Below are 12,097 nucleotides of genomic sequence, written 5' to 3' on the forward strand. Positions count from 1 at the left end.
CCTCTTCTCAGGGGGACTAAGCGTTGATGCTGATGAGTGTCAGTTTTCCAGGTCCTGTTGCCTTACCGGACGGAACATCCCGCTGGATGGGCAGTGCTTGCCAGCGTAAAAAATGCCGGGGTTCAGGCTGATAAAGTTCGCTGACAATGTTCACTTCAGCCCCAGGTGCGGCGTCGTCATCAGGTTGATAAAACGCATCGGGAAGGGGAGTGACGGGACCCTCGTCGACACGGCTGACATCCAGCGTTTCTTCATCCAGATACCAGCGACCGCACGTTCCGTCGTGAAGCTGGAACGTCACGCTCAGTGTGTGGGCTTTGCACTGTGGCGCAGAGAGGATGACATCCGGGGGAATCGACCCCATGCCCCGGAAATCCCAGCGAAAATCCCAGTTGCTGATTTGCCGGGTGCGCCAGCCGTTATGGTCAGCACGGGCGATCCATGCCTGAGAAAACCCGTTAGCATCGTAGCGGTGCCAGGTGATGAGCACGCGGCCCTGGCTGTCAAAGCCGATGTTCTGGCTCATGTTGATCAGGCCTTGCTGTACCTGCGCGGGGTCAACAATGTCGCCGCGCTCGAGGGTGATCGGCAGCAGGCACGGTTGCCCGGTATGTGTGAACCAGTTGATCATATCGGGGCTGCGGGCATAAGAGAGATCGTGGCAGGTTTCGCAGTGAGGCGTATCGCGCCACATCCAGATCATGTGCCAGTGCTTATCCGGGCCGATAATCGGTAAACGGGCGTAGGCGTTGCGTAACCCGCTGCCGCTTAACAGCGGCTGTTCCAGTAATCTTTCCCAGCGCTGTTTAGCCGCGTTCCAGCGGTTATAAATATCATCGCCGTTGCCGCTCTCTCCGTCGCGATAGCGGAAAAGTAATTCGCCGTTCGCACCCTGAAAAAAAAGCGGGTAGGTGGCGCTCTCTTCACGTATTCCGGTCATGGTTCCCTGCGCAAGCGAGTGAATGTCGTAGGGGCGGGTTGACCGGAACCAGACCATTTTATCTTTATGCATATTGCCGGAGAGATGGAGATGCCCCTGATTATCCATCGCCAGCGTCAGATAATTGTGACTGTCAAACTCAGTCTGATGCATGTACCTGTTTTTATCGGCCAGCCACTCACCGGTGGGATAGCTGATTTGCCACGTGGTCTCTTCCTCTGCGCGGCTGGCGACGGTAATGCAATGGTGTTCGTTGTAATACGCGACGTAGAATTTATCTTTTACCAGTAAGGCGTATTCGACGGTAAAATCTGCGCAGCAAGGACCAATCCCGGAAATATCGACTTGTTTTGCCTGAAACATTCTCTTCTTCCTGTTTGTTTCCGCCAGAAATAATGGCGCAGCATACGGTGCAAAGTTCGGAAAGAATAAAGAATGTCTCCATCTGTAATTTGTTATCCCTGTCACAGAAGGGATGCGAGATTGAGACGCAGGTAGTGAAAATTTAAAAAGGTGTTTTGCGATTGTTCCAGAGGGGGGATTTATTTAAATTTATTGTACCAGGAATAACCACCACGGACGTAAAAGAACGGGAAAGTCGCTCCATCTGTTCAACGGAGGTACGCTATCTGGCATCCAGTGGGTAGAGAAAAATGAGGCCGTTTTGCATACTCACCAGCGGGACGTTATCCGCCTCATATTGCTGTATCCAGAATCCGGTGTGAGTCAGTAAATCCACATTCCCATTAATCATGCGGCTATTCTGTGATGACATAAAATAGATGGGCGAGTAGCTGAAATAATAGGTTTTACCCTGCTGTCGGGTTTGCACAAAATTCCCTTTGAGGACGAACTGATTGTCATCAGGGCTGGTGATATTGCTCTGTATGGTATTTCCCTTCGTGGTCATGTGCGAGTCGTATAACTCTTTTTGGCGCAGCATCAGGTCATAGAAGCCAAACTGCGTAACTTCATCAACATTTTGCTGCATGACGGCATTGGCGCGGTGTAATTGCGCGCCTGCCAGGGTGGCGAGAAGGGCTGTCAGCATCAGCGCAACAGACTGTTTACGGCGTTTTGCAGGGGGCCATTTCATTGAGCTTTCTCCGGGTTTCGCTGAGAATTAAGTTATTAAGCAGGGTGGCATTGGAGCGCGAGTGGTAGATCTGCATTGCCAGCACTTTCTGCTGACAGACGTTATACAGGCGCAGGGTGTAATTCAGCGTCTGGTTTTCATCGTTATAATACACACTCATTTGCATTGATTTCGATTTAAGTTGTTGATTTATATTGTAGTAAGTCTCCCTTAGCCGCTGGAAGGTTGTCTGTTGGAGGGCCTGATCGCTCTCGCGCCCGGGGACGGTAAAGATGCGGATATTGCTGTAAATATTTTGCGCGATTTCCCTCACTTCCGGCGTTTCTCTGCGCGGAATGAAGGAGTAACCCAGCGCAGCGCTACCCAAAGCAATAACAAGAAAAACCAGTGCGATTTTCCACCGTTGACCGCGAGATGGAAGCGCCTGCTCTTCGCGTTGCAGCGCGGGAGACATCGCGTCAGGCAGCAGGGAATACGTATCCGCGGGTTCATGTTCTGTCGTATCAAAAGCCTCGTCGAACAGCACCTCTTCATCGTCCTGCGCTGGCAGCACACTGGTGAGATTGATCTCCTCTTCGTCTTTTTCCACCATCCGGCAGTATTCCGCTTCCAGAACATATCCATGTTTCGGGATCGTGCGAATGATCCGTTGCTGCTTACCGTCGTCCTCAAGAGCGGCGCGCAGCGCGTGAATAGCGTTTGGCAGACTGTTATTGCCAATCACCCGGCGTTCCCAGACCAGCGTGGTCAGTTCCTCGCGCGTTAAAATTTTCCCGGCATTCTGTTGCAGGACATCAAGCAGTTTGAGCTGATAGGCGCCCAGGCGTTTTCGTTCTCCGGTCACTAAATGAAGAATAGATCCTGACGGGACATCAATCAGCCAGTTATTTATTGCACAATAATTTTTATTCATAAAATTGCATGGTGTTTTAACTGTCAGTCAGGGTTCGTAAGTACGATTGATGGTGGCGACCCGCCGGCATAAATAATGATTAATGCCTGAAGACGAATGGTTTTATTTCTCAATGCACTCAAGTGCTGTGTAACGAAACGCCGGCACATGGCAAGCGGTTTAGTTTTTTCTTACTGTACATTTTTGCTCTCATTTCTTCCATAGCATGATTTGCAAAATATTATCCCGGTAAACGTAGCGGCATTTTTGTTTCCGCAGAAATTTCCTTTTTGCGAATTTATCGGAATTAAAATTTCCTCTTTTTTTCTTAATCTTTTGATTTCTAATATTTAAAAATCTGGCATGTCTGTTGCTTATTTACAGCGTGAATTAAAATGAAGGCTGCTTGAATCAACAGGGAATTGATGAAGTATACAGATACAAACATTTTAACCCCAACCGACGAAACGCGTTATCTCCGCGATTATTTACCGCTGGTGGGTAAAGTCGTCAGGCAGTTTGCCTGGCAAACAAGTACTGTGCTGGATAAGGACGATATGCGGCAAATTGCGCTAATGGGGCTGCTCTCCTCTTTACGGCGCTATGGGCACCCGGACGATGGTTTTGCCGGTTATGCCGTGCAGCGTATACGCGGCGCCGTACTGGATGAGCTGCGCAAACTGGACTGGCGCCCGAGGCGTTTGCGGCAACAAACACACAAACTCAACGATGCGATACGGCAGCTGGTGAGTGAGCCAGGGAAACCCCCCTGTTTTACAGACATTAGCACGCGACTCTCAATGACATTCGAATCCTGGCAGGCGTATTTGCAACTCTGTTCCGCTGGCGAGCTGGAGAGTCTTGAGAGCCTGCAAGAAAAGGAACCGTTCCCCTCTTCGCTTGTCAGTCGCCCACTGGAAGAGGAGATGCTGGTGGGGCATATGCTGGGTAGTGCGCTGGCGCAACTTGCTCCCCGCGAGCAAACGATCTTCATCCTCTACTATCAGCATGAAATGAACCTGAAAGAGATTGGCCATTTTTTTGGGCTGACGGAGGCCAGGCTGTGCCAGCTTAATAAAGCGATCTCCCGGAAGATCTACGCCTTTTTTACCCAGGACACATCACCAAATGGCAAAGTATTACGCCTCTAAGGCGTTATGGATCGCCACGCCCAGGTGTTTGATGGTTTCCCGGTTGGCTTCCGTCAGCGGCAGCGCACAGTTAAGCCGCAGGCAGTTACGATACTTACCGGAAGCAGAAAACAGTGAGCCTGGCGCAATCTGGATTTTTAACCGGCACAGGGCGCGGGAAACGCACACCATATCGACGGTCTCCGGTAGTTCAACCCACAGCAGATAGCCCCCTTGCGGACGGGTCACACAGATACCGCACGGGAAATACTGGCGCACCCAACAGGTATAGGTTTCCAGCTGATGCTGGTAGATCTGGCGCATGCGGCGCACATGGCGGTGATAATGGCCATCACGAATAAATGCCGCCACGGCCAGCTGTGTGCCGGGGACGTTTGTGCCGATGGCGGCATATTTTTTATGCAATACCCGATCGAGATAACGCCCAGGTGCGATCCAGCCGACCCGTAGCCCCGGTGCAACGGTTTTGGTCACTGAGCTGCAGAGCAGCACACGACCATCGATATCATAGGATTTGATGGTTGACGGTCGTGGATAATCAGTAGCCAGTTCGCCATAAATATCGTCTTCGAAAATCACAATGTCGTGGCGTTGCGCCAGCGACAGCACCGCCTTTTTGCGTGCTTCCGGCATGATAAAGCCGAGCGGGTTATTGCAGTTGGGCACAAGGATCACGCCTTTGATCGGCCACTGCTCCAGTGCCAGTTCCAGTGCTTCAATGCTGATCCCTGCATCGGGATCGGTCGGGATCTCAATCGCTTTTATGTCTAACCCGCGCAGTAATTGCATGGTGCCGTAATAGCAGGGGGACTCGACTGCCACAATGTCTCCTGGCTGGCAAACCGCCAGTAACGCCAGCGTGAGGGCCGCGTGGCAACCGCTGGCGATCACAATATCGTCGGCGCTAAGTGACGTGCCGCCATCAAGCATCAGCCGGGCGATCTGTTCACGCAGCTCGCGGCGGCCGGGCAGCGTGTCGTAACTCAGGACATCATGCAACTGGTGCTGTATGACGCGGTTCATTTCGCGCCACAGGGGTTTTAGTGTTGGCTGTGTAATATCAGGCGCGCCGCCGCCAAAAGGAATGATGGCCTTATCGGTACGGGCATCAAGCAGCGTGAGCACTTCATCCCACTGGGTCACATCGACCGGGCGCTGCACCGGGCGGGACATCGCCGGTACGGGCGGTTGCGCCTTGCGCGGCGCGACGAAATAGCCAGAACGCGGCTGTGGCGTGATCAGTTGCAGGTTTTCCAGCACCTGGTAAGACTGCTGTACGGTGCTGATACTCACGCCGTGTTCCTGGCTAAGGCTTCGTACCGAAGGAAGTTTTTCTCCCGGGCGATAGAGCCCCTGCTCAATACGTTCCGCCAGCAGCGTGGCCAGATGTTGGTAGCGTGTCATGCTGTATCCTTTGAGTTCACCATACAGATGTAAAAACCAGTACAGATCTGCCTGTTTTTCGCGATTCAGAGACTGTTTTAAGCGATCTGTATGTTAAAGAAAAGTAATTTCTGAATCTGTATTGTCACAGCCTTTCGCGGCGATGATAACGCTCTGTTCTGGTGAGGAGAGCGATAATGGAATTCTTTGAAAATCGACCGACGCGCCCGTGGATCGGGTTTGTTTTACTCTGGCGTAAATGGCAACACATCCGGGAGCGCAGGCGCACGGCCAGGCTGTTGCGGGCGCTCAGCGATGAGCAGTTAAAAGACCTGGGTTTACGGCGTGAGGAGCTGTGGTAATGGCGCTCATGGGCGGAGATAACATCTTGTTATTTCCGCTCAACCTGCGTTGGGCTATGCTTAGCTCCATAACCTGAAGGGGAGAAAGCACATGCACGTTATGAATGGCAAAGACGAAGACGATAAAAAAGAGAACGAAACTGGCAACGCAACCCAGCTGATGCAGCAAAAACTGCTGGATTCCCGCTCTATTATCATCTCCGGTGAAATTAACCAGGCGCTGACGGAAAAAGTCGTCACCCAACTGTTGCTGTTGCAGGGCATCAGCGATGCGCCGATCAAAATTTACCTCAATAGCCAGGGTGGTCATGTCGAAGCGGCTGACACCATCCATGACATGATCAAATTTATCACCCCGGAAGTGCATATTATTGGCACCGGTTGGGTGGCCAGCGCCGGGATCACCATCCTGCTGGCGGCGAAAAAAGAGCATCGTTATTCGCTGCCGAATACCCGTTTTATGATCCATCAGCCATTGGGTGGCGTGCGCGGTCAGGCGAGCGATATTGAGATTGAAGCCAAAGAGATCATCCGTACTCTGGAACGCGTTAACCGCATGATCGCCGATGCAACCGGCCAGCCGGTTGATAAAGTGAAACAGGATACGGATCGTAACTACTGGATGAACACCAAAGAAGCCATTGATTACGGCATCGTTTCCCGCGTGGTGAAAACCTACGGTGAACTGAACCTCGATTAATCAGGCGCTGACGGAAAATAAAACCGACGTCCAGCCAGCATAAGTTGGCTGGACGTTTTTATTTATTACAGTACCTTAGAATTAATGTCATCGGGGAACCCGCCACCCTATGTTGCAGGTTTCCTCTCATTTGCCCGTGATATGTGGGCACGATCATCCTCCTGGCGCGCAGGCAAAAAATACACTTCTCCCTGACACATAATTTCTGCACACTGTTTCCATTTCTCATTACGGAGTGATGGCATGAACAGCAGTATTAAGGCGACGCTGGTGATGGCAGCGGCGCTCAGTCTTCCCGCAATGGCGGAACACAGCGGCGTCTCCTTTGATCATAAAGATTGGGAAGTGGTGTGTGACAACACGCTGACCTGCCGTGCAGCAGGCTATAGCGCAGAAGAAGAAGCCAGCGGATCGGTGCTGATCACCCGCAAAGCCGGGCCGGATACGCCTGTTACGGTCGATGTGGTGCTGGCGGAGATGGAAACCGATGATGCAACGCAGCAGGCAAAACTGACGCTGTGGATCGACGGCAAATCACAAGGCGATGTTGCAGCGGAAGACAGCGACACCTGGCGGTTATCGGATGAGCAGGCCAGCAGCATGATTGCCGCCGTGAAAGGCAGTAGCAAGGTTGAGTTTAAGGGCGGTGCGAAGCCGTTTGTACTGTCTGGCGAGGGTGCATCCGCTGTGTTGTTGAAATTCGACGATGTACAAGGACGCGTCGGGACGCCCGGCGCACTGAGTAAAAAAGGGGATAAAGCAGAAAATAGCGTTGCAGCACCTGTCGCTGCGCCCGTCATCCAGGCGGTTGCGGTGGATGATGGCGAAGATCGCACCCTGAACGAGGCGGAAGTGAAAGCGCTGAAACCGCGCCTGCTGGCAACGTTATCTGGCGATAATGGATGCGATCGCCTGTCATCGCCGCAGGAAGCGACGGTCGAAGGCGACAACGATATTACCCTGACCCCGCTGGACAGTCAGCATGCGCTGATTTCCACCCTCTGCTGGCGCGCCGCGTATAACGAAGGCTATGGCTATTGGGTTATCGACAAAGCGTTGAAAGGCAACCCGCAGTTGATCACCAACTCGGCATCGGACTATGCCGATGGCGCGATCTCGCTGGGCCAACGTGGTCGCGGGATTGGCGACTGCTGGGCGTCGGCGGAGTGGGTGTGGGACGGAGCAACGTTCCGTAAAAGCGGTGAGTCCACAACGGGCATGTGTCGCTATGTACGCGCAGGCGGCACCTGGGATCTGCCGGAGTTTGTTGCTGAGGTCAAAGAAGCCAACCCGGCCAAATGAGCCAGATGTACTGAATTGAACACGGTAGTGACCAAAAGCCCCGGTTTGGTCGCTGCGTGTTCATCTCCCCCTCCCCATATTTACACCGGGAAAATCGATGCTAAACAGCCTCAATCACCTTACGCTGGCCGTCAGTGATCTGAACCGCAGCGTGGCGTTCTACCACGCGTTGCTTGGCCTGAAACTGCATGCGCGATGGGATAACGGCGCTTATCTCACCTGCGGTGAACTGTGGTTATGCCTCTCCGTGGACACGCAGCGCACACCGGTTTTGCCGCAGCACAGCGACTATACCCATTATGCGTTCAGCATCGACGAGCGTGATTTCGCTGCCTTCGTTGCGCGCCTTGAGCAGGCTGGCGTGGTGAGCTGGAAAGTGAATAAAAGTGAAGGCGACTCCTGGTACTTTCTCGATCCGGACGGGCATAAACTGGAAGTGCATGTCGGTAATCTGGCGCAGCGGCTGGCAGCCTGCCGCGAGAAACCGTACAAAGGGATGGTGTTTTTTGATTGAAGAAAAGCGCGAATGACTTTCACAATCCATGCTCTTTGCTCTGTCGTTTCTTGATACTTACCCTGATAACTATTACCTTACCCCTCCGTTGAATTGAGGGGGCTTCTATGACTGAAGATGAACTGTTTGCCCGCCGACCGTTAGGGATGCGCATGGCGATGGTAGTGCGTCAGTGGCGCGCGACGATCGATCGTGCGCTGACCGACACGGGCATGACGCAGTCGAGCTGGACGGTGCTGATGCAACTGCACCAGTTGGGCGACAATGTTTCGGTCAGTGAACTGGCGGAAGTGCAGGGCATCGAACTGCCGCCGCTGATGCGCACCCTCACACAACTGGAAAAACAGGGGCTGATTGCGCGTACGACATCGCCGTACGACAAGCGCATTCGCCTGTTGGCGCTCACCGCCGACGGGCAACGCCTGCTGGAACGGATCTCGCAAGTGATCGATGCCTGCCAGGCGCGCGCCTCGGACAATATCCCCGCCGCGGATCTGGCGGTGTTTAGTGCGACCCTGAATCAAATCGCCTGTAATTTGCGCGTGATGCGCGAAGAAGACACTCAAACCGAATAAGAAAATGATGACGCCAGAACAAAAGTTTGCCCGCTGGGTAAGGGTCAGTATTGCCTCTTTCCTGCTGATGTTTGTCTATTTTATCGTTGCGGATATCTGGATCCCGCTGACGCCAGACTCGACAGTGATGCGGGTCGTCACGCCGGTTTCCGCCCGGGTTTCCGGCTATGTGGCGCAGGTGTATGTGCAAAACAATAGCCAGGTAAAGAAGGGCGACCTGCTGTTTGAGCTGGATCCCACGCCATTCCGTAATCAGGTTGAAGCCAGTGAGATCGCGCTGGCGCAGGCGCGGCTGACCAACCAGCAACTGGATGCGCAGATCGTTGCCGCCCAGGCCAGCCTGAAGACCGCGCAGATCACCGCCCAGAACGATCGCGTCACCTTTGAGCGTTATCAGAACCTGGGCGCAATGCACAACGTTTCGCAATCCGATCTGGATAAAGTCCGCACGACCTGGCAGAGCAGCGTCCAGTCGGTGAATTCGCTCAATGCCAGCATTGATGAACTGACCATTGAGCGTGGCGATCGTGACGATGCCCGCAACGTCACGTTGCAAAAATACCGTAATGCACTGCAACAGTCGCAGCTCAACCTGAGCTGGACGCAGGTGCGGGCGCAAGCGGATGGCACAGTCAGTAACCTGCAACTCACCCCGGGGTTCTATGCCTCTGCCGGCAGCGCAGCATTGGCGCTGGTGCATGATAAAACGGACATTGTGGCGGACTTTCGCGAGAAGAGCCTGCGCCATACCCATGTCGGCACCGACGCGGCAGTGGTGTTTGATGCGCTGCCGGGTCATGTGTTTAAGGCACATGTGACCAGCAGTGATGCCGGGGTTCTCGCAGGCCAGGAAGCGGTGAACGGTGAGCTGTCCGAACCGCAAACCTCCAACCGCTGGGTACGCGACGCGCAGCGTATGCGCATCCACGTAGCGCTGGACGAACCGTTGCCGAAGACGCTGCCGACCGGCGCACGCGCTACCGTGCAGTTGTATAACAGCGAGGGCTTTTTCGCGCGGATCTTCTCTGGTTTGCAAATCCATCTGGTGAGCCTGCTGCACTATGTCTATTAATACGCTGGCGCGGGTTTTTACGCCGCACGGCAACATCGTTTACACCCCCAATGACTTCCGGCAGACGTTGCGTATTGTGTTTGCCGGGATGATCGCCCTGAGCGTGTCGAGTTTTTACAACACCCAGTACGGCGTGTTCTATGTGGTGTACCCGGTGATGCTGTTATCACTGGTGCCGGTATTTAACCGCCATGTGGCAAAGCAGTTTATCTTCAGTGCAGTGCTCAACTGCATCGAAATGGTGTTTATTATCGGCTATTTGTCGCGTTGGCCGGTGATCATGACGCTGGTGGTATTCGCACTGTATGTGATGCGTTTTCGCTTTATGAGTAAAGGCGCGCTGTTCCTGTTCGGTTCGGCAGGCGTGGTGTGCCAGAGCACGATGCTCAACTTTATGAGCTACCCCTCCAGCGACTGGCATACGCTGCTGTTTTCTAATATCGAAGCCAGTGTGATGGCGGTGGCGCTGAGTGCGCTGATGAATTACCTGATCCCGGATGTGGAGCCGCGCACCCGCCCGCCGTTGATCGAGAAAAACGCCGCCCGTGTGCGCCACGAATCCCTGCTTTCCGGGACGGTGGCGACGATGATTTTTGTCGTCTTCCAGTTAAGCGATCTGAGTGATTCACTTTCTGCGCTGATGGCGGGGATCCTGATCCTCTTCCCCATGCATTATCGCGGTTCGGTGCTCAGCTCGGTGTGGCGCGTGGTGGGGGTGGTGATTGCCTGTCTCTATATACTGCTGGTGCAGTTGATCCTCTATAACCACAGCAGCCATATGCTGCTGATGATGCCGCTGATCGGCCTCGGGCTGGCGTTTAGCGCGCGCTTGCACGTGATGGAGAAAGTCGGCGCAGGTGTCGGGTTCGCCAGTGTCACGACGATTGGCATTATGTTTGGCCAGAATCTGCACCCGGACACTGACCTGGTGTTCAGCGATTTATACCGCATCGTGTCCGTTACCGTGGCGTTGGTGGCGACGCTAACCATGGTGTGGCTGGTGCATTTGATGTTGAACTGCTTTGAAGCCACGCGGTTTGTGATCGAGGAGCAGTAGACCGAAACAGCCCGATGGCGCAGCGCTTAGCGGGCTTCTGTTCGGACCTACGAAACCTGTACGAAATGCTCACCTTCACAGCGATAAATTGCCTGTGTGACGTCGGGGATCATCCACTGGCTCACTTCGCTTGCGGCACTGTGAAAACGGATGCACAAACCGCAGCCGCCGCGCAGCGTGCGGGGGATATCCTGCACGCGAAAGGTGATACCGGCGGCCTGTAACGCCTTGCGGGTTTGCAGCACTCCGGGGGTGTTGTGGAACAGCAACAGGTATTCAGTCATGGCGTTTTCTCTGCCGCTGGCCGATCAGCGCCGCCCCCACCGCGCCAGCATACTGGGCGTCGGCATGGGTAAACACCTCACTGTTCAGGTGCGCAGCCAGCATCCGGCGGAAGGTGGTGCAGTGGCTGACACCGCCGGTAAACAGCAGCGGCCCTTGAGTGGACAAGCGGGCAATAAAATGCGCGCTGCGTCGCGCCATCGCATTGATCACCCCGGCGAGGATCGCCTCCGGTGCGATGCCCGCCGATCGCAGGCTGATCACTTCCGATTCGGCAAACACCGTGCACATGCTGGTGAGTGGATGTGGTTCGACGCCTTCGGTAATGTCATCAAGATGCTCAACCTGCGTACCCAGCGTGCGGGAGATGACATCGAGAAAACGTCCGGTACCGGCGGCGCACTTATCATTCATCAGGAAGTCGGTGAGATTGCCTTGTTCATCAAGCTGGATCACTTTGCTGTCCTGACCACCGATGTCAATGACCGTGCGCGCCTCGGGCAATAACAGCCGTGCACCCAGCCCATGGCAGGAGATTTCGGTCACCTGCTTGTCGGCGAAATCCACCAGTTGCCGTCCGTAGCCGGTGAGCGTCAGAAACGGGGGTTCAACAAGCCCTTCGCGCAATGTCTCCCACGCTTCACCGATCGATGCGGCGGGGCGAAACGAGGTCGGGCAAAGGAAACGCCGTACGACGGTGTTGCCCTCCAGCAGAATGCCTTTGGTGGTGGTCGAGCCGGAATCAATGCCTACGGTAAACGCCACGGCCAC

The 12,097-nt window shown here is 54.3% G+C and carries 14 protein-coding genes; 8 read left to right on the forward strand and 6 right to left on the reverse strand.

Annotated features, from left to right (window positions below; genetic code table 11):
• Window positions 1-16: 16 nt before the first annotated feature.
• The 3 genes from ACQ3G7_RS08960 to ACQ3G7_RS08970 all read right to left on the reverse strand — a co-directional run bounded on the left by ACQ3G7_RS08960 (window position 17) and on the right by ACQ3G7_RS08970 (window position 2,949).
• Window positions 17-1,303 carry a BNR repeat-containing protein gene (locus tag ACQ3G7_RS08960; RefSeq protein WP_430889582.1) on the reverse strand — a complete coding sequence of 429 codons (1,287 nt, stop codon included), beginning with the start codon at window positions 1,301-1,303 and terminating at the stop codon, window positions 17-19.
• Window positions 1,304-1,565: 262 nt separating this feature from the next.
• A complete protein-coding gene (locus ACQ3G7_RS08965; RefSeq protein ID WP_430889583.1) occupies window positions 1,566-2,036 on the reverse strand; it encodes a hypothetical protein in 471 nt (156 codons plus the stop codon).
• On the reverse strand, window positions 2,008-2,949 hold the full coding sequence (locus ACQ3G7_RS08970; RefSeq protein ID WP_430889584.1) for a winged helix-turn-helix domain-containing protein: 942 nt from the start codon (window positions 2,947-2,949) through the stop codon (window positions 2,008-2,010). Before ACQ3G7_RS08970 ends, ACQ3G7_RS08965 begins: the two co-directional genes overlap by 29 nt.
• A 404-nt stretch (window positions 2,950-3,353) precedes the next feature.
• Here ACQ3G7_RS08970 and ACQ3G7_RS08975 point away from each other — a divergent pair, with 404 nt between their 5' ends.
• Window positions 3,354-4,079, forward strand: coding sequence for a sigma-70 family RNA polymerase sigma factor (locus ACQ3G7_RS08975; protein ID WP_430889585.1), 726 nt, complete (start codon window positions 3,354-3,356; stop codon window positions 4,077-4,079).
• On the opposite strand, the gene ACQ3G7_RS08980 is transcribed toward ACQ3G7_RS08975, so the two are convergent.
• Complete coding sequence (locus ACQ3G7_RS08980) at window positions 4,068-5,483, reverse strand: aminotransferase-like domain-containing protein (protein ID WP_263098180.1); 1,416 nt, start codon at window positions 5,481-5,483, stop codon at window positions 4,068-4,070. The two genes, ACQ3G7_RS08975 and ACQ3G7_RS08980, sit on opposite strands and share 12 nt — an antisense overlap.
• A gap of 176 nt (window positions 5,484-5,659) precedes the next feature.
• Between ACQ3G7_RS08980 and ACQ3G7_RS08985 the strand changes: the two genes are divergently transcribed.
• The 7 genes from ACQ3G7_RS08985 (at window position 5,660) to ACQ3G7_RS09015 (ending at window position 11,044) form a co-directional block, all read left to right on the forward strand.
• Complete coding sequence (locus tag ACQ3G7_RS08985; RefSeq protein WP_430889586.1) at window positions 5,660-5,824, forward strand: YjiS-like domain-containing protein; 165 nt, start codon at window positions 5,660-5,662, stop codon at window positions 5,822-5,824.
• A 100-nt stretch (window positions 5,825-5,924) separates the two neighbouring features.
• Window positions 5,925-6,524, forward strand: coding sequence for an ATP-dependent Clp protease proteolytic subunit (locus tag ACQ3G7_RS08990; protein ID WP_263100973.1), 600 nt, complete (start codon window positions 5,925-5,927; stop codon window positions 6,522-6,524).
• Window positions 6,525-6,767: 243 nt separating this feature from the next.
• Window positions 6,768-7,826 (forward strand): DUF1176 domain-containing protein, encoded by a 1,059-nt coding sequence (locus ACQ3G7_RS08995; protein WP_430889587.1) that lies wholly within the window; start codon window positions 6,768-6,770, stop codon window positions 7,824-7,826.
• Window positions 7,827-7,923: 97 nt separating this feature from the next.
• Complete coding sequence (locus tag ACQ3G7_RS09000) at window positions 7,924-8,340, forward strand: FosA family fosfomycin resistance glutathione transferase (RefSeq protein WP_430889588.1); 417 nt, start codon at window positions 7,924-7,926, stop codon at window positions 8,338-8,340.
• 107 nt (window positions 8,341-8,447) lie between these two features.
• A complete protein-coding gene (locus ACQ3G7_RS09005; protein ID WP_430889589.1) occupies window positions 8,448-8,915 on the forward strand; it encodes a MarR family winged helix-turn-helix transcriptional regulator in 468 nt (155 codons plus the stop codon).
• A 4-nt stretch (window positions 8,916-8,919) separates the two neighbouring features.
• Window positions 8,920-9,987, forward strand: coding sequence for an HlyD family secretion protein (locus ACQ3G7_RS09010; RefSeq protein ID WP_430889590.1), 1,068 nt, complete (start codon window positions 8,920-8,922; stop codon window positions 9,985-9,987).
• Window positions 9,977-11,044 carry a DUF2955 domain-containing protein gene (locus ACQ3G7_RS09015; RefSeq protein ID WP_263098174.1) on the forward strand — a complete coding sequence of 356 codons (1,068 nt, stop codon included), beginning with the start codon at window positions 9,977-9,979 and terminating at the stop codon, window positions 11,042-11,044. The genes ACQ3G7_RS09010 and ACQ3G7_RS09015 overlap by 11 nt, the downstream gene beginning before the upstream one ends.
• 47 nt (window positions 11,045-11,091) lie before the next feature.
• Here the strand turns inward: ACQ3G7_RS09015 and ACQ3G7_RS09020 are convergent, their stop codons facing one another.
• Entirely contained in the window at window positions 11,092-11,328 is a 237-nt protein-coding gene (locus tag ACQ3G7_RS09020) for a putative Se/S carrier protein (RefSeq protein ID WP_430889591.1), read from the reverse strand.
• Window positions 11,321-12,091, reverse strand: a complete 771-nt coding sequence (gene yjiL / locus ACQ3G7_RS09025) for a putative 2-hydroxyacyl-CoA dehydratase activator YjiL (protein WP_430889592.1) — start codon at window positions 12,089-12,091, stop codon at window positions 11,321-11,323. The genes ACQ3G7_RS09020 and yjiL overlap by 8 nt, the downstream gene beginning before the upstream one ends.
• Window positions 12,092-12,097 lie beyond the last annotated feature (6 nt).

Source organism: Kosakonia sp. N21 (genome assembly GCF_050587465.1).
GTDB lineage: Bacteria > Pseudomonadota > Gammaproteobacteria > Enterobacterales > Enterobacteriaceae.